18 protein-coding genes are annotated in these 24575 nt (G+C 44.2%); 14 read left to right on the top strand and 4 right to left on the bottom strand.

Annotated features, from left to right (window positions below):
• Window positions 1–17: 17 nt before the first annotated feature.
• Window positions 18–710, top strand: coding sequence for an ATP-binding protein (locus tag CI960_RS13105; RefSeq protein ID WP_227211195.1), 693 nt, complete (start codon window positions 18–20; stop codon window positions 708–710).
• A 77-nt stretch (window positions 711–787) separates the two neighbouring features.
• Here CI960_RS13105 and mdh read toward each other — a convergent pair whose 3' ends face one another.
• Window positions 788–1729 (bottom strand): malate dehydrogenase, encoded by a 942-nt coding sequence (mdh, locus tag CI960_RS13100; RefSeq protein WP_005855409.1) that lies wholly within the window; start codon window positions 1727–1729, stop codon window positions 788–790.
• A gap of 272 nt (window positions 1730–2001) precedes the next feature.
• Here mdh and CI960_RS13095 point away from each other — a divergent pair, with 272 nt between their 5' ends.
• Together CI960_RS13095 and CI960_RS13090 are read left to right on the top strand one after the other, a co-directional pair.
• A complete protein-coding gene (locus CI960_RS13095; RefSeq protein WP_005855411.1) occupies window positions 2002–4779 on the top strand; it encodes a SusC/RagA family TonB-linked outer membrane protein in 2778 nt (925 codons plus the stop codon).
• 12 nt (window positions 4780–4791) lie between these two features.
• A complete protein-coding gene (locus tag CI960_RS13090) occupies window positions 4792–6417 on the top strand; it encodes a RagB/SusD family nutrient uptake outer membrane protein (protein ID WP_005855412.1) in 1626 nt (541 codons plus the stop codon).
• A gap of 51 nt (window positions 6418–6468) precedes the next feature.
• Here the strand turns inward: CI960_RS13090 and CI960_RS13085 are convergent, their stop codons facing one another.
• Genes CI960_RS13085 through CI960_RS13075 form a run of 3 tightly spaced genes read right to left on the bottom strand, consistent with a single transcriptional unit; the run spans window position 6469 to window position 8780 of the window.
• Window positions 6469–7653, bottom strand: a complete 1185-nt coding sequence (locus CI960_RS13085) for a class I SAM-dependent rRNA methyltransferase (RefSeq protein ID WP_005855414.1) — start codon at window positions 7651–7653, stop codon at window positions 6469–6471.
• A complete protein-coding gene (locus tag CI960_RS13080; protein ID WP_005855416.1) occupies window positions 7654–8235 on the bottom strand; it encodes a 3'-5' exonuclease in 582 nt (193 codons plus the stop codon). It lies immediately after the preceding gene.
• Window positions 8232–8780 carry a DUF5063 domain-containing protein gene (locus tag CI960_RS13075; protein WP_005855418.1) on the bottom strand — a complete coding sequence of 183 codons (549 nt, stop codon included), beginning with the start codon at window positions 8778–8780 and terminating at the stop codon, window positions 8232–8234. The genes CI960_RS13080 and CI960_RS13075 overlap by 4 nt, the downstream gene beginning before the upstream one ends.
• 182 nt (window positions 8781–8962) lie before the next feature.
• On the opposite strand from CI960_RS13075, the gene CI960_RS13070 reads away from it, so the two are divergent.
• The 11 genes from CI960_RS13070 to CI960_RS13020 all read left to right on the top strand — a co-directional run bounded on the left by CI960_RS13070 (window position 8963) and on the right by CI960_RS13020 (window position 24485).
• Complete coding sequence (locus CI960_RS13070; RefSeq protein ID WP_094582378.1) at window positions 8963–10447, top strand: 4Fe-4S binding protein; 1485 nt, start codon at window positions 8963–8965, stop codon at window positions 10445–10447.
• 22 nt (window positions 10448–10469) lie between these two features.
• Window positions 10470–11864 (top strand): aldo/keto reductase, encoded by a 1395-nt coding sequence (locus CI960_RS13065; protein WP_005855423.1) that lies wholly within the window; start codon window positions 10470–10472, stop codon window positions 11862–11864.
• Window positions 11865–12032: 168 nt separating this feature from the next.
• Complete coding sequence (locus CI960_RS13060; RefSeq protein ID WP_005865158.1) at window positions 12033–13418, top strand: aldo/keto reductase; 1386 nt, start codon at window positions 12033–12035, stop codon at window positions 13416–13418.
• Between the two features lie 21 nt (window positions 13419–13439).
• Window positions 13440–14960, top strand: coding sequence for a 4Fe-4S binding protein (locus tag CI960_RS13055; protein ID WP_005855429.1), 1521 nt, complete (start codon window positions 13440–13442; stop codon window positions 14958–14960).
• Window positions 14961–15116: 156 nt separating this feature from the next.
• The gene (locus CI960_RS13050) at window positions 15117–17645 is read left to right on the top strand and encodes a DNA translocase FtsK (RefSeq protein WP_005855431.1); all 2529 of its coding nucleotides are present in this window, start codon (window positions 15117–15119) and stop codon (window positions 17643–17645) included.
• 2 nt (window positions 17646–17647) lie between these two features.
• Window positions 17648–18322: a LolA-like putative outer membrane lipoprotein chaperone gene (locus CI960_RS13045; protein WP_005855433.1), complete on the top strand. Its 675-nt coding sequence runs from the start codon at window positions 17648–17650 to the stop codon at window positions 18320–18322.
• Between the two features lie 37 nt (window positions 18323–18359).
• The gene (gene trxB, locus CI960_RS13040) at window positions 18360–19313 is read left to right on the top strand and encodes a thioredoxin-disulfide reductase (RefSeq protein ID WP_005855435.1); all 954 of its coding nucleotides are present in this window, start codon (window positions 18360–18362) and stop codon (window positions 19311–19313) included.
• 72 nt (window positions 19314–19385) lie between these two features.
• Complete coding sequence (locus tag CI960_RS13035) at window positions 19386–20162, top strand: glycerophosphodiester phosphodiesterase family protein (protein WP_008780879.1); 777 nt, start codon at window positions 19386–19388, stop codon at window positions 20160–20162.
• A gap of 12 nt (window positions 20163–20174) precedes the next feature.
• A complete protein-coding gene (locus CI960_RS13030; RefSeq protein WP_005855440.1) occupies window positions 20175–21662 on the top strand; it encodes a glycoside hydrolase family 10 protein in 1488 nt (495 codons plus the stop codon).
• 45 nt (window positions 21663–21707) lie between these two features.
• Window positions 21708–22136: a hypothetical protein gene (locus tag CI960_RS13025; protein WP_005855442.1), complete on the top strand. Its 429-nt coding sequence runs from the start codon at window positions 21708–21710 to the stop codon at window positions 22134–22136.
• 111 nt (window positions 22137–22247) lie between these two features.
• Complete coding sequence (locus CI960_RS13020; protein ID WP_005855444.1) at window positions 22248–24485, top strand: TonB-dependent siderophore receptor; 2238 nt, start codon at window positions 22248–22250, stop codon at window positions 24483–24485.
• The last annotated feature ends 90 nt before the right edge of the window (window positions 24486–24575 follow it).

Raw genomic sequence — 24575 nt, 5'->3', positions numbered from 1 at the left:
CAGACAAACCCTGTATCGTGGCTTTTGATGAATTTCAGCAGATTTCCAAATACCCTGAAAAAAATATTGAAGCTTTATTGCGCTCCCATATTCAGCATTTATCTAATGTGCATTTTATCTTTTCAGGCAGTGGGTGTCATTTGGTAACGGAGATGTTCCTCTCTTCCGCTCGTCCATTCTATAACAGTACATCGATTTTGGAATTGTATCCTATCGTCGCTGAAGAATACATACCTTTTGTCTGTCATTGGTTTGATGTGTATGAACGGGCTATTCGTGAGGAAGATGTATTGGTTATATATCGTTTGTTTGAGGGGAATACATATTATATGCAGAAAACTTTTCATGAAGCTTTTATAAATATCCCTATAGGCAGTAGTTGTACGTTGGATATATTACGGCAGACAGTTGATGGAGTTTTGGAAGAGGCAGGCGATGGATATCGCCAACTATTGTCCAGAATTCCCGAACGTCAGAAAGAATTGCTGTATGCCATAGCCTCAGCAGGTAAGGCGGAGAAGATTATGAGTGCCGGTTTCATTCGTAAATATTCATTGGTCTCCAGCAGTGCAGTCCAAGCGGCTGCCCGTAAACTGATGGAATTGGATTTGCTGACTGAAGAAGATAATATTTATTTTATCCCGGATATTCTGTTCCGTATGTATCTTCAGTGGCTAAAGAACACGAATATTATCTTCATTCCGTCGTAACTATCCGTATCCACATAAAAAGAAAGAGGCTAACCCCGAAGGATCAGCCTCTTTTATCGCTTTAATAGAAATTCAAATTAAAGTGCACCCACTTCTTTCAAAGCCTCGTTAGTCTTATGAACAGCGGCAGCGCTCTTAGCGAACAACTCTTTCTCCTCAGCTGTCAATTCCAACTCAACGATCTTCTCGATACCGTTCTTGCCAAGGATAACAGGAACACCGATGCAAAGATCAGATTCTCCGTACTCACCTTCCAAGTAAACAGAGCAAGGAACCATCTTGCCTTGGTTGTGGATGATAGACTCAACAACGAATGCTCCAGCAGCACCCGGTGCGTACCAAGCGGAAGTACCTAACAATTTAGTTAATGTAGCGCCACCAACCATTGTGGAAGCAACAACCTCTTGCAATTTCTCTGCGCTTAACAATTTGCTAACAGGAATACCTTTGTAAGTAGCCAAGCGAGCCAACGGAATCATTGTAGTGTCACCGTGACCACCGATTACCATACCCTCAACCTCGTTAGCGTTACAGCCTAGAGCCTGAGACAAGAAATATTTGAAACGAGAGCTATCCAAAGCACCACCCATACCGATGATACGGTTCTTCGGCAAGCCTAAAGACTTCAATGACAAATAAGTCATTGTATCCATCGGGTTAGAGATAACTACCAAGATTGCGTTCGGAGAGTATTTCAAGATGTTTTGAGCTACGCTCTTAACGATACCAGCGTTAACACCGATCAGTTCTTCGCGAGTCATACCCGGTTTACGAGGAATACCAGAAGTGATAACTACAACGTCAGAGTTAGCTGTCTTCTCATAATCGTTTGTGCAACCTACAACCTTAGTATCGAAACCTAGCAATTGAGCGGTCTGCATCATATCCATCGCTTTACCTTCGGATACGCCTTCCTTTACGTCTAGCATTACAACTTCGTCTGCCACTTCATTGAAGGCAAGAACATTTGCGCAAGTAGCGCCTACATTTCCGGCACCAACAACTGTTACTTTTGACATAATAAATAAGTTTTAGTATGTTATTACTTAATAATACGCTATGTTTTTTAACGATGGCAAAGGTACAATCTATTACGGAATAAAGAAATATTTCCGTATATATTTTTGAGGGACATTATTAAATATCGCTAAAGCCTTGTCGAGGCTTCTTGACAACTTGGTACGCTTTTATTTTTAAGATCTTGAGGAAATGTTGTATCTTGGGTGCGAACAAAACTAAACCGAGGGAAGTTTTATTTATATGGGTTATTAATCTTAAATCCAACGTACTTATGAAAGTTTTTATATATATCCGAAAAGTCTTGTTTTTGTTTCTCTGCGGGGCCTTGTCTTTCTCTTACGGCTACGGTCAGGAGCTACCGCTTCTGCCGGATACGATCAAGCCTCTCTTGTCGGACTCCAATTTGATAGATGAGTTGATCACTGTCGGATATGCTACGGGCAATCGTAGTACTTTATCCGGTTCCGTAAATCGGGTGAATGAAGGAGGGATGAATGAGGGATTGATCTCTACACCCTTGGACGCTCTTAGGGGAAGGGTGTCCGGCGTTAGTATCCCGGTTGGAGGAAATAGCGCCGCTGCCTTGGCTGCCGTCCGGGTCCGGGGTACAACTTCCTTGACGGGAGGTAATGATCCGTTGGTGATTATTGATGGGGTTTTTGCCGATCTTAATTTACTTAGCTCGATCTATCCGGCGGATATCGAGAACTTCACGATCTTGAAAGATGCCTCTGAGACTGCTCAATATGGTTCTCGTGGTGCTTCCGGTGTTATCGAGGTAACGACAAAGAAAGGGCGGCAGGGAGCTTTTAGTATCAGTTATGATGGGAGTTTCGGTGTGGAGGCGGCTTATAAAAGTTTGGATATGTTATCGGCGAATGGTTTCCGGAAACTGGCGGAGGAACGTAATATCGGTATTTTAGATTTAGGGAATAATACGGACTTTCAGGATGAGATTACCCGGTTGGGGTTGGTGCAGAATCATCATATCGCTTTTGGGGGTGGTTCGGAGACTTCCAGTTATCGTGCCTCCTTGGGATTTGTGGAAAGGGAAGGGGTTATCCGAAATACGAACTCACGTAATTTTACGACCAAGTTGAATATTACGCAGCATGCGTTCAATGATCTTCTGGTCTTTGATTTAGGCATATTTGGTTCCTTGCTAAAAAATGCTTATTTAAATGATGTACAGAAGATGTTCTATTCCGCCGCTACTTTCAACCCGACATTTCCGAATCATAAGAATATGGAGACGGGTAGCTGGGATCAAATAACCAACGCTAGCCAGATCACGAACCCTTTGGCCTGGTTGGAGGTGAAGGATGATGATTCGAATGCTCATATAAATACGCACTTAAAACTGGTTTTTAACTTGAGTAAGCATTTAATGTTTACGGCTTTCGGTTCGTATACCTATAATGTAATAGATAACGCCCAATACCTCCCTACTTCGGTTTGGGCGCATGGGCAGGCTTATCGGGGGGAGCGGAAAACAGAATCTTTATTAGGAGATTTCATGTTGGCCTATAGAAAAGACTTTGGTTTGCATCAGCTAAATGTATTGGGATTGGCGGAAGCTCAGAAAATGATAACGAGAGGTTTTTATACGACTGCGACGAATTTCAGTACCGATCGTTTTGGTTATGATAATTTACAGGCAGGTGCGGTACGTTTATGGGAGGGGACCGGTTCTTACTATGAGGCTCCTCATCTGGCTTCTTTCCTTGGACGTGTGAATTATATTTATGATGGAAAGTATATCGCTACCGTGAATGCCCGTGCGGATGCCTCTTCGAAAGTGGGGGCCAATAATAAATGGGGTTTTTTCCCTTCGGCTTCTGTCGCTTGGGTGTTGACCGAAGAGGAGTTTATGGAAGGTGTCTCGTGGGTAAGGAATTTAAAGATTCGTTCGGGATATGGCCTATCCGGTAATCAAGACGCGATCGATTCTTACAATTCTTTGCGATTGATGAAGCCTAATGGGGTTGTTTCCGTAAATGGTGCGCCCACCGTTACCTTGGGTACGATCCGTAATGCGAATCCGGACTTGAAATGGGAGGTGAAACGTACGTTCAATGCCGGTATCGATGCCGGGTTTTTCGACAATCGTTTTATTCTTGCCGTAGATTATTATAATTCCAAGACGGATGATATGTTGTATTTATACGATGTAAGCGTTCCGCCTTTCGCTTATAATAAAATGTTGGCGAATCTGGGATCGATGCGAAATAGTGGCGTGGAATTGGGTATTGGCGTCACGCCCTTGCGTACGAAAGATATGGAATTGAATATAAACGTAAACGTAACTTTCCAACGGAATAAATTGCTCTCCTTGAGCGGTTACTATAAAGGGGAATATATGTCCGCCCCGGAATATACTAGCATCTCGGATTTAAATGGGGCTGGTTTCCATGGAGGGTATAATCATATCGTTTATCAAATGGTCGGACAGCCTTTGGGTGTTTTTTATTTACCGAAATGTACAGGTTTGGTTTCCGATGGGAACGGTGGCTATAAGTATGAGATTGAAGACTTGAATGGAAACGGGGTGAGTTTGGAGGATGGTGAGGATCGTTATATTGCGGGACAAGCTATGCCGAAAACACTTTTAGGCTCTAATATCAGTTTCCGGTATAAACAATTCGATCTATCAGTACAGATTAACGGAGCCTTTGGGCATAAGATTTATAATGGAACATCGCTAACTTATATGAATATGGATATATTCCCGGATTATAACGTGTTGCGAGAAGCCCCATCCCGGAATATCCAAGATCAGACGGCTACGGATTATTGGTTGGAGAAAGGGGATTATATCAATTTTGATTATTTGACGTTGGGTTGGAACGTGTCTCTTGGTAATTTAAGGAAATATGTAAGAAACGTACGGCTTTCGGTTTCCGTAAATAATTTGGCGACAATTACAGGTTATTCGGGATTGACTCCGATGATAAATAGCTCTATCGTAAATAATACCTTAGGTATAGACGATAAGCGATCTTATCCGGTGGTTCGTTCCTATACGATGGGGTTGAGTTTTAATTTTTAAAAAGGTGTTCGTATGAGAAAGCTTTCTATTTTATCCTATATATTTGCGGGTTTGATGTTATCGTCGTGCGATGGCTATCTGAAAGAGGACCCTCGTGATCAGCTTTATCCGGAGGATGCGTACGATACCCCTCAGAATGGCTATCTGAATACGGTTGCTTCCTTATATAATTATATCGGAGGTTATAGCGATAGCCAAGGATTGCAGGGAACGTACCGGGGTGTCTACGACTTGAATACCTTTACGACTGACGAGGCCATGCTCCCGACTCGTGGCGGCGACTGGTATGACGGCGGTTTCTGGCAAGGTCTCTTCTTGCATAAGTGGGGAACGAATAGTGACGCTATCCAAGCTACTTGGGAATATCTGTATAAAGTAATCGTATTAAGCAATCAATCTTTAGAGATATTAGGCGAGTTGCGGCAAAAAACGGATTATAACGATTTAGATCGGTATGAGGCGGAGGTTCGTGCTTTTCGTGCGATGTATTATTATTATTTAGTCGATATGTTTGGCCGTGTCCCTCTTATCGTTTCTTCTTCCATTCCGGTGAAAGACGTGCGGCAGAGTGACCGGAAAGAGGTCTTTGATTTTGTTGTAAAAGAATTACAAGAATCCCTTTTGTTATTGAGTACGGCGCATAGTAATTCGCCCGGCGATTATTATGGAAGAATTACGAGACCGGTTGTTTATTTCTTATTGGCGAAGTTGGCCTTAAACGCAGAAGTGTTTACGGATAACGACTGGACAGATGGTCTGCGTCCGAATGGACGGGAAATCTATTTTAGAGTAGGCGAGAGGAAGTTGAACGCTTGGCAAACGGTTGTGGCGTACTGTGATTCAATAACAGACTTAAACTATAGCTTATCTCCGAACTATGCGGATAATTTTTCTGTATTTAATGAATCGTCAGGAGAGAATATTTTCACGATTCCGATGGATAAGAACTTATATACGAACCAAATGCAATATCTTTTCCGCTCCCGTCACTATAATCATGCCAAAGCATATGGATTGGGGGGAGAGAACGGCTCTTGCGCTACGATAGAGACCCTTCGGGTATTTGCGTATGGGACGGACTCGGTCGATACCCGATTTTATGAGAATTATTACGCCGATACGATGTTTGACCTCAATGGTGATACGATTCGGTTAGATAATGGGACTCCTTTGGTGTATTTACCTCTAGAGGTTAGGTTGGATTTGTCTAGGTTGCCTGCCGAGAAAACGGCGGGTGCCCGCATGAAGAAATACGAGATCGATAAGATGGGGACGAAAGATGGAAAGCTATCGGATAATGATATCGTATTATTCCGTTATGCGGATGTCTTGTTAATGAGATCGGAAGCGAAAGTTCGTAATGGAGAGAATGGGGATGAAGAGTTGAATGCCGTTCGTTTCCGTGTGGGAATGTTACCTCGTAAGGCGACATTAGAAAATATTTTGGCTGAGCGTCAACTGGAATTGGCTTGGGAAGGCTGGAGGAGGCAGGATTTGGTGCGTTTTGGAAAGTTTACCCGCCCTTATACGGATCGCCCTCAATTGCCCCATGAATCGAATGGCTATACCACTGTTTTCCCCATTCCCGATAAAGTCCGTTCCTTGAATCCGAACTTGACACAGAATCCGGGGTATTAACTTGAATTTTGGGTGAAAACTAATTCTTTGTTTTCACCCAAAGAGCATATCTTATTCTACATACAATACTAAACCTTTCAGATATTCCCCTTCCGGATGGTAGATATTCACCGGATGATCTGCGGGTTGGGTTAATTGATGTAAGATTCGGACACTACGGCCGGATTGGGCGGCAGCACTAAATACGGCTAAACGGAAATTCTCTTTACTAACTACTTGAGAACAAGAGAAAGTAAACAAGATTCCTCCCGGCTTGATCTTCTCGAAAGCGATCGCATTTAATTTGCGATACCCTTGTAAGGCGTTACGTAGTACATTCTTATGTTTAGCGAACGCAGGAGGGTCCAATATGATTAAATCATAATTACTTCCCATTTTTTCCAAATACTTAAACGCATCTTCCGCATATGCCTCATGACGGGGATCTCCCGGGAAATTCAACTCGACATTCTTTTTCGTCAAAGAAATCGCTTTCGCCGAACTGTCTACGGAATGAACTACCTTAGCGCCTCCTCTCATCGCATAGAAAGAGAAACCGCCCGTATAACAGAACATATTCAATACGGAGCGATCCTTTGCGTAATGCTCCAACAAAGAGCGATTCTCCCGTTGATCCACGAAGAAACCTGTCTTTTGGCCTTTCTGCCAGTCTACACAGAATTTCAGTCCGTTTTCTATAGCGATATCTTCCACTTCGCCTCCGAATAAGTAACCATCTTCGCTACCTAAATTCGCTTTATAAGGTAAAGTCGCTTCCGATTTATAGTAGATGTTTTGTAAAGTATCGCCCAATACCGCTTTCAAAGCCTCCGCGATCTGATGACGGGCATAATGCATTCCTACCGAATGTGCTTGCATAACCGCCGTATGCGCATACATATCGATCACCAATCCCGGTAAATTATCGCCTTCGCCGTGAATCAGGCGGAACGTATTATTATTTTCTACCCCAGCCAGCCGCAAGGTCTTTCTGAGTTCGTAAGCAATACGGATACGTTCGATCCAAAAAGCATCGTCGATGGCGATTGGGGTGAAAGATAACACACGTACGGCGATACTGCCGATTTGGTAATGGCCGATTGCCAAAAAACGCTGGTTCGCTCCGTATACCTCTACCAAGTCACCCTCTTCCGGGTCGCCTTCAACAGATTGGATCGCCCCGGAAAATACCCATGGATGGAAACGCAATAGCGATTCTTCTTTCTTAGGCTTGAGAAAAACTTTACAATACTTCATTTATGCTTGATTCAATAAATTATATATTCTTAGGCAAGCCCAAGCATCGAGGGCCGCATATTTCTTTTGTGAGTCTGTCAATACATCCGCCTCCCAATTCGTGAGGCGTTGTCCTTTTGATATTTTTTTTTGGAAAAGTATCGCATATATCTTTTGCAGGCTGGCATCCTCGATGCCGAACTGGCCTACGTAATTCTGTAAATCAAGGAAATTGGCGGGTTCTATATCCGAACGCTTCCGTATCGCCCCGAAATCATCCCGTAAAGATAACCCGATCTTTAAGGTCGAACTGCTTTTCAGGAATTTCTCCAGAGATTCCGGTATACCGATATGATTCAAGCGGAACAAGAAACAAGTATCATCCGTTGATATCTGCATCAATGAGATCTTGTAACGCTGTCCTTTCTTAAAGCTGGGACGGGTCTCCGTATCAAAACCGACGATCGGAAAACGCAGCAAGTACTCTACGGCCTTGTCTGCCTCCTCTTTACTAAGGATCGTAATGATACGTCCCTTGAATTCCTCTACGGTAAGTTTCGCTATTTCCTCTTTAGCAATTGTATGTATAAATTGTTGTATCATTCTTCCTCTTCATTCTTTTCCAAATCCTCATCACCACTGTAACGCACAGCGTGCAACGCTTTCAAGGCATTCAATAATTGCTGTCCCCAGTATTCTTGGAAGTTCGTGCGGCACAAAGCGATAGCCTCTTGCATAACTTCCTCGTTTCCTTGACGGAATAAAGATACGAAATTTCCTGTATCTTGATAGACATCTGCCAAATTCTCGGAAATAAACGCTGCGATAGGAGTATCGCTATACCGCATATCCGCATGAAATGTTTCCAGATAGGAATCTCGTTCGCCAAGCAAACCGGCTATCCGTGAACGAACCGACTCGTACATGTCTTCTGAAACGGAAAGCTCAAGCTCGGTTTCCTCTTCAGATTCCACTTCGGGCAACAGGCTGGCCTTTAAATATAAAAGAGGCAAAAGTTTTGTTGCCTTATCTACGAAGTCGAAAAGCCCGGTATTTCTGGCGGCCTCAACAAAGGTACAATATTCCAGTGCTACCGTAACAAATTCTAGCGTGTTGCGCTCGTATATCGGATTTTCTTCTTTTTCCATGTGCCTGTTCGTCTAATCATTCTTGATAACAATTCGCAAAAATACAACAAAAATCCGTTTTTTTCGTGATAAAGCCCCGAATATTCTTTTTGCTCTTGAGTTCAAAACATCGTTTATGTTAATTTGCTTTTTTTGTGATAAAAACGAACGTATTATTTATGTAAACAGAAAAATGATCTTATATGTTACGTAAAATTAGATTAACACTCGCTGTCATTATCTTTACTATGACCACTCTTTTGTTCCTTGACTTTACGGGGGTAACGCATTGCTGGTTGGGATGGATAGCAAAAATGCAATTCCTGCCGGCCTTATTGGCGGTGAATGTTGGGGTTGTATCGGTATTATTGGTATTAACCTTACTCTTTGGACGTGTCTATTGTTCGGTTATTTGTCCGTTAGGCGTATTTCAAGATGTTGTTTCTTGGATAGCCGGAAAACGCAAAAAGAATCGTTTCTCTTATTCCCCGGCAGTCTCATGGTTACGTTATGGAATGTTAGGAATTTTTATTATCGCTTTTTTAGCGGGTATCGGTTCTCTGGTGGCTCTATTAGATCCGTATGGAGCCTATGGACGAATAGCCTCGAATCTTTTTGCTCCTTTATATCAATGGGGAAATAATCTCTTGGCTTATTGGGTGGAGCGTGCGGATAGTTATGTCTTTTATTCTGTAGATGTGTGGATAAAAAGTGTGGCTACGTTTGGGGTAGCGCTCGTTACGTTTGTGGTTCTTTTCCTATTGGCTTGGCGTAATGGACGTACGTATTGTAATACGATCTGTCCGGTGGGTACGGTCTTGGGATTTGTCGCCCGTTTTTCTTTTTTAAGACCGGTGATCGATGTAGAGAAATGCAACGGATGTGGCTTATGTGCCCGTAATTGCAAGGCTGCCTGTATAGATTCGAAAAATCATTCGATTGATTATAGTCGTTGCGTTACTTGCTTGGACTGCATCGATAAATGTAAAAGAGGAGCTTTGACATATGTGCCTCGTAAACGAAAAACAGAATCGGAGAGAGAGGCTGATCGACCTGAAGAAAACACCCGCCGTAATTTCTTAACCTTTACGGGATTGCTGGCGACATCGGTATTGAAAGCCCAGTCGGGGGTAAATGCGGATGGAGGGTTGGCGGATATTGCGGATAAGTTAACCCCGGATCGTATGACCCCGATAGTTCCGCCCGGGGCTTTGAGTTTACGAAACTTCACCGGACATTGTACGGCTTGTCAACTCTGTGTCTCGGTATGTTCGAATCAAGTTTTGCGTCCTTCTACAGATCTAAAGAAGTTTATGCAACCGGAAATGTCGTATGAGCGAGGATATTGTCGTCCGGAATGTACGAAATGCTCCGAGGTTTGTCCGACCGGTGCGATCCAATTGATTACGAAAGCGGACAAATCCGCCACGCAGATTGGACATGCGGTATGGATCAAGGAAAATTGTGTGGTGAATACCGATGAGGTAAATTGTGGCAACTGTGAGCGGCATTGTCCGACGAAAGCTATTCAGATGGTGGCGAAAGACCCCAATGATCCTAAATCATTGAAAGTACCGGTTATCGATACGGAACTTTGTATCGGTTGTGGCGCATGTGAATATTATTGTCCGTCTCGTCCGTTAAGCGCAATCTATGTTGAGGGACATGAGAGACATCGTACGGTTTAATAATCTCAAAAAATGTATGGTAATGAGTAATAATAATATAGATCGCAGGAATTTCTTAAAAGTATTGAGCACCGGTACGGCCGCTGCCTCGACAGGGCTTTTATATGGATGTGGTGGAGATCCTAAGCGGCAAGGTGTGTCGCAGACCGGAAGCTATTTGGGTGAAGTCCCGACAGATAAGATGACATACCGGACGAATCCGCATACGGGCGATAAGGTCTCCTTGTTAGGATATGGATGTATGCGCTGGCCGTTGCGTCAGAAAGCGGATGGATCGGGGGAAGAGATCGATCAAGAAGCGGTGAATGCATTGGTGGATTATGCGATTGCTCATGGCGTGAACTACTTTGATGTGGCACCGGTTTACGTGCGCGGTCTTTCCGAACAGGCAACAGGGCTAGCTCTTAGTCGCCATTCCCGGGATAAATATTTTATCGCCACGAAGCTTTCAACCCATCGTCCTGTACCGGAATGGCGTACTCTTGAGGGCTCCAAGGGCTTGTTCGAACAGTCGCTAAAGAATCTGCGAGTGGATTATATCGATTATTATCTGATTCATGGCGTAGGTCTGGGGGGCATGGACGATTTGAGGAAGCGCCTTTACGATAACGGTGTCTTGGATTTCTTGTTAAAGGAGCGGAAAGCCGGTCGTATCCGCAATTTGGGCTGGTCGTTTCATGGAGACGTCAAGGTCTTCGATTATTTGTTATCCTTGGATATCCCTTGGGACTTCGTTCAGATCCAGTTGAATTACGTGGATTGGAAAAATGCTTCTGGTTGGAACGTGAATGCGGAGTATTTGTATGGGGAATTGGAGAAGCGTAATATTCCCGTCGTTATCATGGAGCCTCTTTTAGGCGGGCGTTTATCTCGGCTGAATGCCCTTTCGTTGGCTAAATTGAAACAGATGCGTCCGGATGACAGCCCGGCCTCGTGGGCTTTTCGGTATGCGGGCTCTCCAAAAGGAGTACTGACCGTGCTGAGTGGTATGGTGTATATGGAGCATTTACAAGAGAACATCCGAACCTTCTCGCCTTTGGAACCGATTACGGAACAAGAAAATAAGGCTTTGGAAGAGGTGACGGAGAGGATGCTACATTCGGATTTCGTACCTTGTACGGAATGTCAGTATTGTATGCCTTGTCCGTATGGCTTGGATATTCCGGGAACGTTCGCTCATTATAACCGTTGCGTGAATGACGAGCTGGTTGCGAAGAGTTCACAGGATGCGAATTATCGGGAGGCTCGCCGGGCGTTCTTAGTCGGTTATGATCGTAAGGTTCCTAAACTTCGTCAAGCCGGACACTGTATAGGATGCGATAAATGCGTACCGAAATGTCCGCAAGGCATTAAGATACCGGAGCAAATGCGAAAGATCGATCAATACGTGGAGCAATTGAAGCAAGAGACTTTATAGTCTTATTTAAAATACCTGCTTTATTCGTGATAAATCCCCGATTATTCTTTTTAGTCGGGGATTGTTCTCTATTATTACCTGTTTTACTATTTTTGTCGAAATAATAGAAGGAATGTTAATGATAGACTAATGTTGGATATACTAATAGGATAAAAAACCGATCGAGTTATGAGTTCATGTGGAAAGAATGAGAACCCTCAAGAGATGAATCGCCGTAAATTCTTGAAGGTATTTGGGGGTGGGGCTGTCGCCTCTTCGGCGGCGCTTTACGGTTGCGCTCCCAAGAATGAGCCGGGGGCGGCTGTGGCGTTAGGTGAGGTTCCTACCGATAAAATGACCTATCGCCAACATCCTACGAATGGCGATAAGGTTTCTATTTTAGGATATGGTTGTATGCGTTGGCCCTTGAAACAAGGATCGGACGGTAAAGACCAGATTGATCAAGAAGCCGTGAATCGTTTAGTGGATTATGCGATAGAGCATGGGGTGAATTACTTTGATACTTCTCCTGTTTATGTACAAGGTATGTCCGAGAAAGCGACCGGTATCGCATTGGCACGCCATCCTAGGAACTCCTATTATTTGGCCACTAAACTGTCAAACTTCCAGAACTATACGAGAGAAAACTCGTTGGCGATGTATCGGCAGTCGTTCCGTGATTTGCAAACCGATTATTTGGATTATTATTTGCTTCACTCTATCGGTGGGGGGAATGGTATCGAGCTTTTCAATGACCGCTATATAAATAATGGAATGCTTGATTTCTTGGTGAAAGAACGGGAAGCGGGACGTATCCGTAACCTAGGTTGGTCTTTTCATGGGGATGTAAAAGTGTTTGATTATGTGTTGGATATGGGCGTGAAATGGGATTTCGTTCAGATCCAGCTGAATTATCTGGACTGGAAACATGCCTCGGGGCGTAACGTAAACGCTGATTATCTGTATGGCGAATTAGAGAAGCGAGGTATTCCGGCGGTTATCATGGAACCGCTATTAGGAGGTCGCTTATCGAATGTTCCGGATCATATCGTTGCTCGTTTGAAACAGCAACGGCCTGAGAATAGCGTGGCTTCATGGGCTTTTCGTTTCGCCGGCTCTCCGGATGGGGTCTTGACGGTGTTAAGCGGCATGACTTATATGGAGCATTTGCAAGATAATATCCGTACCTATTCCCCGCTTATCCCGGTAACGGACGAGGAGAAAGACTTTTTGGAAGAGACGGCCCAGCTTATGATGAAATATCCGACAATACCTTGCAATGATTGCAAATATTGTATGCCTTGTCCATATGCGTTGGATATTCCGGGTATTCTCTTACATTATAATAAATGTGTGAACGAAGGAAATGTTCCGAAAAGCGCACAAGACGAAAATTACGCGAAAGCTCGTCGTGCCTTCTTAGTCGGTTATGACCGGAGTGTCCCAAAGTTGCGTCAAGCGAACCATTGTACAGGGTGTGAGCAATGTAATCCTCATTGTCCGCAGGGTATCGATATCCCCAAAGAGATGCAGCGTATCGATAAATTCGTGGAAGAGTTGAAAGTGAATGGTTAACCTTTAAACAAACGGAAAATTATGTTACGAAAAATAAGAATATTCGCCGCCACCTTTTGCTTTGTGCTGATAACCCTGTTATTTCTTGATTTCACGGGTACGATTCACGCTTGGTTCGGATGGTTGGCAAAGATACAGTTTTGGCCTGCGTTGTTGGCTTTGAATGTCGGTGTTGTGGTAGGGTTGATAATCTTGACTCTTTTATTGGGGCGTGTATATTGTTCCGTTATCTGCCCTTTAGGGGTATTGCAAGATATCATTTCGTGGTTTGCTAGTAAACGGAAGAAATACCGCTTTTCCTATTCTCCCGCATTGAAGTGGGTACGTTATGGTACCTTGGTTATTTTTATATTGGCTTGTATCGCTGGTATCGGTTCCTTGGTAGCGTTGATTTCGCCTTATAGCGCTTATGGGCGTATCGCTTCTAATTTATTTGCGCCAATCTATCAAGAGGGCAACAATCTATTGGCCTATTTCGCAGAACGTATGGATAGTTACGCATTCTATTCGGTGGACGTATGGGTGCGTAGCCTGGCTACGATGGGAATCGCTATTCTGAGCTTTGTCATATTGGCGATTTTAGCTTGGAGAAATGGACGTACATATTGTAATACGATCTGTCCGGTAGGTACGGTTCTCGGTTTTTTGTCGAAGTATGCTTTACTTAAACCTCGTATTGATACCGATAAATGTAATGGTTGCGGATTATGCGCACGTAAATGCAAGGCTTCTTGCATCGACTCTAAGAATCATGCGATCGATTATAGCCGTTGCGTGACTTGTATGGACTGTTTGGATAATTGCCGTCAAGGCGCGATTTCGTATACGAGGGCACACAAGGCTGATAAAGCTACTTCGGTAAAAGAATCCTCAACGAAGGACACTACGGATGTTTCCCGCCGTCGAGCCTTGTCAGCTACGGCATTGGTAGCCATGTCTTCTGTTTTGCATGCTCAGCAGAAAAAGCTGGAGGATTATGTGGAGATGAAGAAAGACGGAGGCTTTGCGCCGATTAAAGAACGTAAAGAGCCGAATCGTTTGGCACCATTGGTTCCTCCCGGAGCCTTGAGTATTGGGAATCTGGCCCAACATTGCACGGGGTGCCAGCTTTGTGTATCTGTCTGCGAGAATCATGTCTTGCGTCCGTCTACGGATCTGATGAAACTGATGCAGCCGGAGATGGCTTTCGATAGAGGGTATTGCCGTCCGGAATGTGTGAAATGTTCGGAGGTTTGCCCGACGGGAGCGATCAAACCGATTACGAAAGAAGACAAATCTGCTATACAGATCGGTCATGCCGTATGGGTAAAAGATCTTTGTATTGTCAATACGGACGGTATGAGTTGTGGTAATTGTGAACGCCATTGCCCGACAAAATCGATCCAGATGGTGGCGAAAGATCCTGCAGATCCGAAGTCGTTAAAGATCCCGGTGATCAATACGGAAACTTGTATTGGTTGTGGTGCTTGCGAGTACCTTTGTCCATCTCGTCCTTATAGTGCGATCTATGTAGAAGGACATGAGATGCACAGATCTATTTAATGCCGTTAAAATCTATCCCCAAAAACATGTACGTGTTTCTGCGAAAACATGTACATGTTTTTCAGAAAACACGTACGTCTTTTTTTCAAAGGTTCGTCAGACTCGATTTTTCTATGTACATTTGCGTGTTATAAAAGAATTATTGAGAAACTATTTATGGCAAAGAAGACAACAACAACAAAGCAAAATCATACAGAGCCGAGCTGGTTCGCAGCCTTGAAGACTTTTTTTACAAATGAACGGACCCGTTTCATTACAGGTTTGATTATCTCTATACTAACCATTTACGTAGGGCTTGCCTTGATTTCGTTTTTCTTTACAGGAGCCGCCGATCAAAGTAAAATAGAGAATGTTCCTTTAGGGGATTTGTTGACCAATCGAGGATCGGTAGAGAATTGGACGGGCGTACGCGGGGCGTATTTGTCTGATCTATTGATGAACCGTTGGTTTGGCATCTCTTCTTTTATGATCCTCTTTTTCTTGGGATCGGTTGGGGCGAAACTCATGAATTTAAATAAAGTATCCTTGTTGAGACGTTTCTTGTTCAGTGCTTCGGCGTTGATCTGGGGATCTGTGTTTTTTGCTTTCATATTTATCAAGGGATATGAGGATACGTTTATTTATCTAGGCGGTCAACACGGATATTACATCTCGGAGATGTTTATTACCAATATCGGAATTCCCGGAACGATCTTGCTTTTATTAGGCTCATTCTTAATCATCGCTATTTTTACCAGTAAGAAGACTATCCCGTTCTTGCAGCGTATGTTCTCTTTAGGTTGGGTGAAAAATCGTTTGAAACGTGAAGGCCGAGAAGATGAGGTTGAAGTGGATCAGACGGAAAAAGAGGATATTGTAATTCCTCGCTCTAAGCCTGTCGTAGAGCAACCGGATGAACAACCGGAAATGAATGATTACGAAGAGTTTGATACGGAGGCTGAATTGTTGGAGGCCGAAGGGAAAGAAAACCGTAAAACAGTACCAGAATATGAGGAGGAAGAGGTAGCTGCTGATGATGATTTAGTCGTTACGATCGCAAAAGGTGACGATGATCCGATAAACGAAAAGACAGAGGAGATAAATACCCCGGAATTAGGGGATGAGGAGGATGCCGGATTCACGGTGGAAGTTGCTGCCGGTAATGATGAAACCTACGATGCTTCGGCCTTGGGTACGTATGATCCCCGTTTGGATCTTTCCCGTTATGTATTTCCTACCTTGGACTTACTGAAAGCGTATGATAGTGGGAGCATGGAGATCAATCGGGACGAATTGGCGGAAAACCAACGCTTGATCAAGCAAGCCTTGGAAGATTTCAATATCAAGATCGCCTCGATCAAGGCAACAGTCGGACCTACGGTTACGCTTTATGAGATTGTACCCGAGGCGGGTGTCCGTATTTCTAAGATCAAGAACTTGGAGGATGATATCGCCTTGAGTTTATCCGCTTTGCAGATCCGTATTATCGCTCCGATGCCCGGAAAGGGAACGATCGGTATCGAGGTGCCGAATAAGAATCCTCAGACGGTATCGATGCAATCTGTTATCGCTTCACGCCGATTCGTTGAGGGTAAGTATGAGCTGCCTGTGGCGATGGGTAAGACGATTACGAACGAGGTGTTCATGTTCGATCTTTGTAAGACACCGCATCTATTGGTAGCCGGTGCTACGGGGCAAGGTAAGTCTGTCGGTCTAAATGCGATCATCACTTCCTTATTATATAAGAAGCATCCATCGGAGTTGAAATTCGTGATGGTAGACCCGAAAATGGTTGAGTTTAGTATCTATTCCAAGATAGAACGTCATTATCTGGCGAAACTTCCGAATGCGGAGAAGCCGATCGTTACGGAGCCAGCTGACGCTGTCGCTACATTGAACTCGTTGGTGATCGAGATGGAAGACCGGTACCGTTTATTGGTGAATGCGAATGTTCGTAATATAAAGGAATACAACGCTAAGTTTATTGAACGGCGGTTGAACCCGCAGAAGGGACATCGCTTCTTACCCTATATCGTGGCAGTGGTGGATGAGTTTGCCGACTTGATCGCAGTGGCCGGACGTGAGATCGAGTTGCCTATCTCTCGTATTGCGGCGAAGGCCCGTGCGGTAGGTATCCATATGATCTTGGCTACGCAACGCCCGGATACAAAGGTGATTACCGGTACGATCAAGAGTAACTTTCCGAGCCGTATTGCCTTTAAGGTTGCTTCTATGATCGATTCACGTACGATTCTGGATGCTCCGGGTGCTAACCGTTTGATCGGACGGGGTGATATGTTGATTGTTGTAGCGGGACAAGAGCCGGTTCGTGTGCAATGCGCTTTTGTAGATACGCCCGAGGTGGAGGATATCGTGGATTATATCGGTGAGCAGGCTGGCTTCCAAACCGCTTATCTGCTTCCGGACTATGTACCGGAAGGGGGAGAGGCATCGACTTCGGGAGCTGTCGATTTATCAGATCGAGACCCCTTATTTGATGAGGCGGCTCGCTTGATCGTGATTCAGCAACAAGGTTCTACTTCTTTGATCCAGCGTAAATTCGCTATCGGTTATAATCGTGCCGGACGTTTGATGGATCAATTGGAGGCTGCCGGTATTGTTGGCCCGTTTGAGGGAAGTAAGGCCCGTCAAGTATTGGTGCAAGATGAGTATTCGTTGGAGCAAGTATTAAATGCTTTGAAATAAATATGAGAAGAGAATATAAAGTAAGAGTGTGGCGGTGTATCGCGTTTGTCGGATTATTCTTGTGTTTCCTGCTGGGACTAGGAGTGGGGGCGTATGCCCAGAATGCGAATGATATCTTGGGGAAGGCGGCCGCTGCTTATGAGAATTCAAATGGGATAAGTGCTTCTTTTACGATGTTTACCCGTTCTGCCGGTCAGAATGCGGGAGAGAGTTTTGAGGGAACCATCCAGATGAAAGGTGATAAGTTTACATTAGTTACGCCGGAGGCGCTTACTTGGTTTAATGGTACGACGCAATGGACGTATGTGGAACGGAACGATGAGGTGAACGTGACGAATCCTACGGGAGAGGAGTTGCAATTTACAAATCCCGCTCTTTTATTAAATAGTTATAAGAAGGGATTCACGGCGGCTTATAAAGGCGAGAGTACGGCACCGAACGGAAAAGCCGCTTACGATGTGGAATTGACACCGAAGAAAAAAGGGGATATCGTGAAAGTGGAGTTGCAAATCGAGAAATATTCAAATTTCCCGGCTCGTATCACGGTTACTTCTAAAAACGGCGTTAGCAGTACGATCCAGATCAGCCAATTGAAAACAGGTATAAACCAACCAGATCGTTTTTTTGTTTTTAACGAAGGGGATTATCCGGACGTAGAGGTGATAGACCTTCGATAATAGAGAATTGAAAATTGATAATTAATACTTAGATACTATGAGCGATTCAGTGAATGAGAAAGTACGTTGCCTTATTATAGGCTCGGGTCCAGCAGGTTATACGGCAGCGATTTATGCTTCCCGTGCAAATTTATCTCCGGTGCTTTATGAAGGAATACAGCCGGGGGGACAATTAACGACAACTACGGAGGTGGAGAATTTCCCGGGATATCCGGACGGTATAACCGGTCCTGAGTTAATGGAAGATTTAAAAAAACAAGCCGTCCGTTTTGGTGCGGATATCCGTTTCGGTATCGCTACCGCCGCTGATTTGGGTGAGGCTCCTTATAAAATTACGATTGATGGCGAGAAAGTGATCGAGACGGAGACTTTGATTATCGCTACGGGTGCTTCCGCGAAGTATCTGGGTCTTCCGGATGAACATAAGTATGCGGGTATGGGTGTATCCGCTTGTGCTACTTGCGATGGTTTCTTCTATCGTAAAAAGACGGTAGCGGTAGTGGGTGGTGGAGATACGGCCTGTGAGGAAGCGATTTACTTGGCTGGTTTGGCGAAGCAGGTTTACTTGATCGTGCGTAAACCCTATTTGCGTGCTTCAAAAGTAATGCAAGAACGTGTCTTCAAAACTCCGAATATCACGGTACTTTTCGAGCATAATACCTTAGGTTTGTTTGGAGAGAATGGCGTGGAGGGTGCTCATTTGGTAAAACGTATGGGAGAGCCGGATGAGGAGAAAGTGGATATCGCTATCGATGGTTTCTTCTTGGCGATTGGTCATAAACCCAATTCGGACATCTTCAAGCCATGGGTAGATACGGATGAGGTTGGTTATATCGTGACGGTTCCGGGAACTCCCCGCACGAAAGTTCTGGGTGTATTTGCCGCTGGAGATGTCGCTGATCCCCATTATCGTCAAGCTATTACCGCTGCGGGAAGTGGTTGTAAGGCAGCTATTGAGGCCGAACGTTATTTATCAGAGATCGGAAAATAATCCGTGGGAGGAGGGTGTGCCATATCATAAATTATGACACACTGTCCTCTTGCCTTGAAATACAAGTTTACCATGAATTTAAAATCTACTCTTCTTTTGCTACTTTGCCTGATGATGGCAGGAATGGTAGCGGCAAAGGATAATACGAAAGTGATAGCCCATCGGGGGTATTGGAAAACGGAGGGCTCTGCCCAGAACTCTATCCGCTCTTTGGAACGTGCTAGCGAAATTGGTGCCTATGGCTCGGAATTCGACGTGCATCTTACAGCAGACAATGTGTTGGTTGTCTACCACGATAATGATATCCAAGGAAAACATATCCAATCTTGTACATACGATGAATTGAAGGATCTACAATTGAGTAACGGCGAAAAGCTCCCTACTTTGGAACAATATTTGAAACGTGCGAAGAAATTGAAGAATATCCGGTTAATATTTGAATTGAAATCCCATGATACCCCGGAACGTAATCGAGATGCGGCAAGGTTATCTGTGCAAATGGTAAAGCGTATGAAATTAGCGAAACGTACGGATTACATATCTTTTAATATGGATGCTTGTAAAGAATTTATCCGTCTATGTCCGAAATCTGAGGTTTCTTATCTGAATGGAGAATTATCCCCGATGGAATTGAAAGAGCTTGGTTTTACAGGATTAGACTACCATTATAAAGTCTTGCAATCTCATCCGGATTGGGTGAAGGATTGTAAAGTCCTAGGCATGACTTCGAATGTCTGGACCGTAGATGACCCTAAATTAATGGAAGAGATGATCGATCTGGGAGTCGATTTTATTACGACTGATTTACCGGAAGAGACTCAAAAAATACTACATTCGCGGGCTCAATAAGGCATTATAAAGATGAGAAAGTTTTGTCTGTTGCTTATCCTGTCGCTGGCTTTACCCGTTTTTTGTCTGTTACAAGCGGTGGAGCCTCCAAAAAAGGAAATTCGTGCGGTTTGGTTGACTACGGTTTATGGTCTGGATTGGCCTCATAAACCGGCTACTACCGAGGCGGGACGAAAAGCCCAGCAACAGGCATTGCTTGATATCTTGGACCGGCTTCAAGAAGCGAATTTTAATATGGTCTTCATTCAGGCTCGCTTGAGGGGAGACGTGATGTATCGTTCGGCTATCGAACCAGTCAGTAAGACATTCTCCGGTAAGTATGGAGAATTACCGGGATATGATCCGCTCGCTTTTGTCGTTGATGAATGCCATAAACGGGGAATGGAATGTCATGCGTGGTTCGTGACTTTCCCGTTGGGAACGGAAAAAAGCGTGAAGGAGCAAGGAAAGCTTTCCGTGGTTAAAAAGAAACCAAAACTCTGCAAACGGCATAATGGAGAGTGGTATTTGGACCCCGGTGTACCGGAGACCGCTGATTATATCTTATCCTTAGTCAAGGAGATCGTGAATGGCTACGATATAGATGGCATCCATTTTGATTATATCCGCTATCCGGAAGAGGCGAAAAAATTCCCGGATAAAGCGCTGTATAATAAATCCGGTAAGAAAAAGTCTCTGGCAGACTGGCGTAGGGAGAATATCAACCGGATGGTTTATCGTATTTACGATTGGGTAAAGCAAACGAAACCTTGGGTACAGGTTAGCAGTTCGCCACTCGGGAAATATAATCGTATTGAACGGGTACCTAACGCGGGTTGGACCGCTTACGAAAGTGTCTTCCAAGACCCTAAGATGTGGATGCAACAAGGTAAACAAGATATGATTGTTCCGATGATGTATTACCTGCATAAGAATTTCTTTCCTTTCGTGGATAATTGGGTGGATAATTGTAACGGGCGTTTGGTCGTACCCGGCTTGGGAGCTTATCGAATGGACAAGAGCGAGGCGGACTGGGCCGTGAATGATATAACGGACCAGATCGATTATAGTCGTTATTACGGAGGAGCCGGCTGTGCGTTCTTTCGTTGTGGAAATGTCCTGTATAATGATAAAGGACTTTATAAAGAGTTGAGAGACAATTACTATAAATATCCGGCCCAATTGCCTCCATTGACTTGGCTGAATGATTCGGTACCTGCCGCACCGGAGGGGATCAAAGTGGAACGTTTGGACGATGAGTTGCACTTAACTTGGCAGAAACCTGTGTCGGAAAAGCAGGATTTAACTTATACCGTTTATTATTCATTGACGGATTCGATCGACACAGCTTCGGCAAAATCCATATTAGCTACGAATATTTATGGCAACGAGCTTTTTCTTCCTATCGATGTAGAGTCTGAACGTGGGTATACATTTTCTGTAACGGCTTCCACCCGTTACCGGATAGAGAGTGAACCTTCTCCGGATACCTATTATTACCTGTCTAAATTTATCAAGTAAAGGGAGTATTTTGATTTCGAGTTTTTTTGCTTATTTTTGCGGCATATGAGACGATTTGCCACATCCTTGTTTCTTGTAATTCTTGCTTCCTTAATCTTTTATGGGGGAGCGGGGGTTAATTTCGTATCTTATTGTTGTGGCGTTTGCGAGAAAGAGGGAGTGGAGGCTTTATTGGAAGCTAAGTGCTGTGAGATTCATGGACATGATCATAGTCGTGATAAGCTTGCGAATAATACGGTGGAGTGTTGTGGCATGAATGGCTGTGGCATTGAACGGGTTGATTTTGATTGGAATTCTGTAAATATACAAGTACCGGATCTGCAACCAGTCGTACATGATTTGCTCTTCTCCTCTATTTTCGAGAGTTTACAAATTGCTTCCTTATTTGCTGATTCCTATGAGATTAGGGTGATAGGTCCTCCCGTAGCCTGTCCTCGTGTGTACCTTTCTTTATTGACTACGCTTTTGATTTGATTGTATTCGTGAGGGTGGAAGCTGCTCGCTGAATACCCTTTGGTTTTAAGGTAGGGAATGCTCTATCCCTGCGGAAACTGTATTTAACGATTCAATCAAATAACAACTATCATGTTAAGACAATTATATCTGATATTTTTACTGTTCTGTTTGACTTTTACTTTGACTTGGGCCGAGGATTCCGGCAAGAAAGTGAAAGGACGTGTATGTGATGAAAACAAACAACCTATTATCGGGGCAAATGTATATTGGGAAGGAACCCAAAATGGAACCACGTCCGATGTGGATGGAAATTTCGAGTTAGAACGAAAAGGTGACTCCAAGAATCTGGTGGTTAGCTATATCGGTTATATGACTGAGGTCACCCCTGTGGATGAGAAGGACGATGCTATGCAGATTATCTTAAAAGGTGAGATCGCCTTGGATGAGGTCGTGGTTAGTGAGCGCAAGATGGGAACCATCGCTTCCCGTACGAGCGTATTGCAAACTCAGAAAATTACGTACGATGAGATTTGCCGTGCGGCCTGCTGTAATCTGGCGGAGAGCTTTGAGACAAATCCGTCTGTCGATGTATCGTACTCGGATGCGGCTACAGGTGCCCGGCAAATTAAGCTGTTGGGATTGGCGGGAACCTACGTACAAATGTTGACCGAGAATTACCCGAATTTCCGGGGGGCCGCTTCCTTATATGGCTTGGATTATGTTCCGGGAGCTTGGATGGAAAGTATTCAGGTGTCTAAAGGAACCTCTTCGGTTAAGAATGGGTATGAGGCGTTGGCCGGACAAATCAACGTGGAATTCAAGAAGCCCCCTACGGCGGATATTTTCTCTGCTAATGTGTTCGCTAGTGATGCCGGGCGTTATGAAGGGAATGCGGATGCTTCTTGGCATATCAACGACAAGCTCTCTACCGGTTTATTGGTACACTACTCGAATGATAAAATGCAACATGACGGTAATGACGATGGTTTTCTCGATACGCCGCTAAGGGAACAGGTGAACGTAATGAATCGTTGGTATCATAAATTGGATAAATACGTGGCTCAATACGGAGTTCGCTATCTGCATGAGAGCCGTACCGGTGGGCAGGATACGAAACACCATGATTTCACCGACCCGTATCGGATTCATTTAAATACGAACCGGGCCGAATTATTTACGAAGCAGGCCTATATTATCGATAAGGAAAAGGTAGAGAGCGTGGCATTGATACTTTCCGGTTCTTATCATGAGCAAAAATCAAGATATGACCGTACGCCCTATAATGTATATCAGAATAATGTATATGCCAGTTTGCTGTATGAAAAGGAGTTTACGCCGATGCATAGCTTGAGTACCGGATTAAGTATGAACTATGATGGTTTCGACGAGAATCTGGTTCAATATGCGGGAGGAGAGTCGGTCCGTCATGCCTATGACCGTACGGAAGTCGTGCCGGGAGCTTATGCCCAATATACGTTCAATCTGAATGATAAACTGATCTTATTGGCGGGTGTACGTGCGGATTATAGTACGTTGTATGATTTCTTTGTAACCCCTCGTGTACATATTAAATATAATCCTTTTGACTGGTTCCATATCCGGGCTTCGGCAGGTAAAGGATTTCGGACAGCGAATGTGCTGGCAGAGAACAACTTTTTGTTATCCAGTAGTCGAAAAATGTATATCGCCGACAATCTGGATCAAGAAGAAGCGTGGAATACCGGTCTGAATCTGTCATTTTATATACCTTTGTTCGGGAAGGAACTGAGCTTGAGCGGGGAATGGTATTATACCGATTTCTTGAAGCAAATCGTGGTGGATATGGATAGTGATCCTCATGCGGTTCGTTTCTACAATCTGGATGGGCGTTCCTATTCGAATAGCTTCCAAGTGGAGGCTTCCTATCCTTTTTTCCGGGGATTTACGTTAACGGCCGCTTATCGTTATACAGATGCGAAGACCGATTACCGGAATGAGGAGGGGGTGGCGCATCGATTGAAAAAGCCGTTGGTTAGTGATTATAAAGGTTTATTGACCGCTTCTTATCAAACCCCGTTGAAAAAATGGCAGTTTGATTTGACCAGCCAGTTTAATGGAGGTGGCCGTATGCCGACACCGGATGCATCTAATCCGTTATGGGAGCCGAATTTTAAGGCTTATACGGTAGTGAATGCGCAGATTACGAAATATTTCCGTCAATGGTCTATTTACGTGGGAGCGGAGAACCTGTTTAATTACAAACAACCGAATCCGATTATCGATGCCAGCAATCCCAGAGGGGATAACTTCGATGGATCTATGGTGTGGGGACCGGTGCATGGACGGAAAATTTATGCGGGTATCCGCTTTAATATAAGCAGGGATTGACACGTATATACGTATAAGCCCGCACGTATATACGTGTAGGCCTATGCGTATACTGGTGTGGCCCTACGCCTATATACGTGTAGCCCGATG

Source organism: Parabacteroides sp. CT06, from assembly GCF_002257605.1.
Lineage (GTDB): Bacteria > Bacteroidota > Bacteroidia > Bacteroidales > Tannerellaceae > Parabacteroides > Parabacteroides distasonis.
This window is presented reverse-complemented; position numbering and strand designations above follow the sequence as displayed.

Excerpts from the sequence above, each read along its gene's own strand:
- mdh (WP_005855409.1), bottom strand. The coding sequence starts at position 1,729 with ATGTCAAAAGTAACAGTTGTTGGTGCCGGAAATGTAGGCGCTACTTGC.
- CI960_RS13095 (WP_005855411.1), top strand. The coding sequence starts at position 2,002 with ATGAAAGTTTTTATATATATCCGAAAAGTCTTGTTTTTGTTTCTCTGC.
- CI960_RS13090 (WP_005855412.1), top strand. The coding sequence starts at position 4,792 with ATGAGAAAGCTTTCTATTTTATCCTATATATTTGCGGGTTTGATGTTA.
- CI960_RS13085 (WP_005855414.1), bottom strand. The coding sequence starts at position 7,653 with ATGAAGTATTGTAAAGTTTTTCTCAAGCCTAAGAAAGAAGAATCGCTA.
- CI960_RS13080 (WP_005855416.1), bottom strand. The coding sequence starts at position 8,235 with ATGATACAACAATTTATACATACAATTGCTAAAGAGGAAATAGCGAAA.
- CI960_RS13075 (WP_005855418.1), bottom strand. The coding sequence starts at position 8,780 with ATGGAAAAAGAAGAAAATCCGATATACGAGCGCAACACGCTAGAATTT.
- CI960_RS13070 (WP_094582378.1), top strand. The coding sequence starts at position 8,963 with ATGTTACGTAAAATTAGATTAACACTCGCTGTCATTATCTTTACTATG.
- CI960_RS13065 (WP_005855423.1), top strand. The coding sequence starts at position 10,470 with ATGAGTAATAATAATATAGATCGCAGGAATTTCTTAAAAGTATTGAGC.
- CI960_RS13060 (WP_005865158.1), top strand. The coding sequence starts at position 12,033 with ATGAGTTCATGTGGAAAGAATGAGAACCCTCAAGAGATGAATCGCCGT.
- CI960_RS13055 (WP_005855429.1), top strand. The coding sequence starts at position 13,440 with ATGTTACGAAAAATAAGAATATTCGCCGCCACCTTTTGCTTTGTGCTG.
- CI960_RS13050 (WP_005855431.1), top strand. The coding sequence starts at position 15,117 with ATGGCAAAGAAGACAACAACAACAAAGCAAAATCATACAGAGCCGAGC.
- CI960_RS13045 (WP_005855433.1), top strand. The coding sequence starts at position 17,648 with ATGAGAAGAGAATATAAAGTAAGAGTGTGGCGGTGTATCGCGTTTGTC.
- trxB (WP_005855435.1), top strand. The coding sequence starts at position 18,360 with ATGAGCGATTCAGTGAATGAGAAAGTACGTTGCCTTATTATAGGCTCG.
- CI960_RS13035 (WP_008780879.1), top strand. The coding sequence starts at position 19,386 with ATGAATTTAAAATCTACTCTTCTTTTGCTACTTTGCCTGATGATGGCA.
- CI960_RS13030 (WP_005855440.1), top strand. The coding sequence starts at position 20,175 with ATGAGAAAGTTTTGTCTGTTGCTTATCCTGTCGCTGGCTTTACCCGTT.
- CI960_RS13025 (WP_005855442.1), top strand. The coding sequence starts at position 21,708 with ATGAGACGATTTGCCACATCCTTGTTTCTTGTAATTCTTGCTTCCTTA.
- CI960_RS13020 (WP_005855444.1), top strand. The coding sequence starts at position 22,248 with ATGTTAAGACAATTATATCTGATATTTTTACTGTTCTGTTTGACTTTT.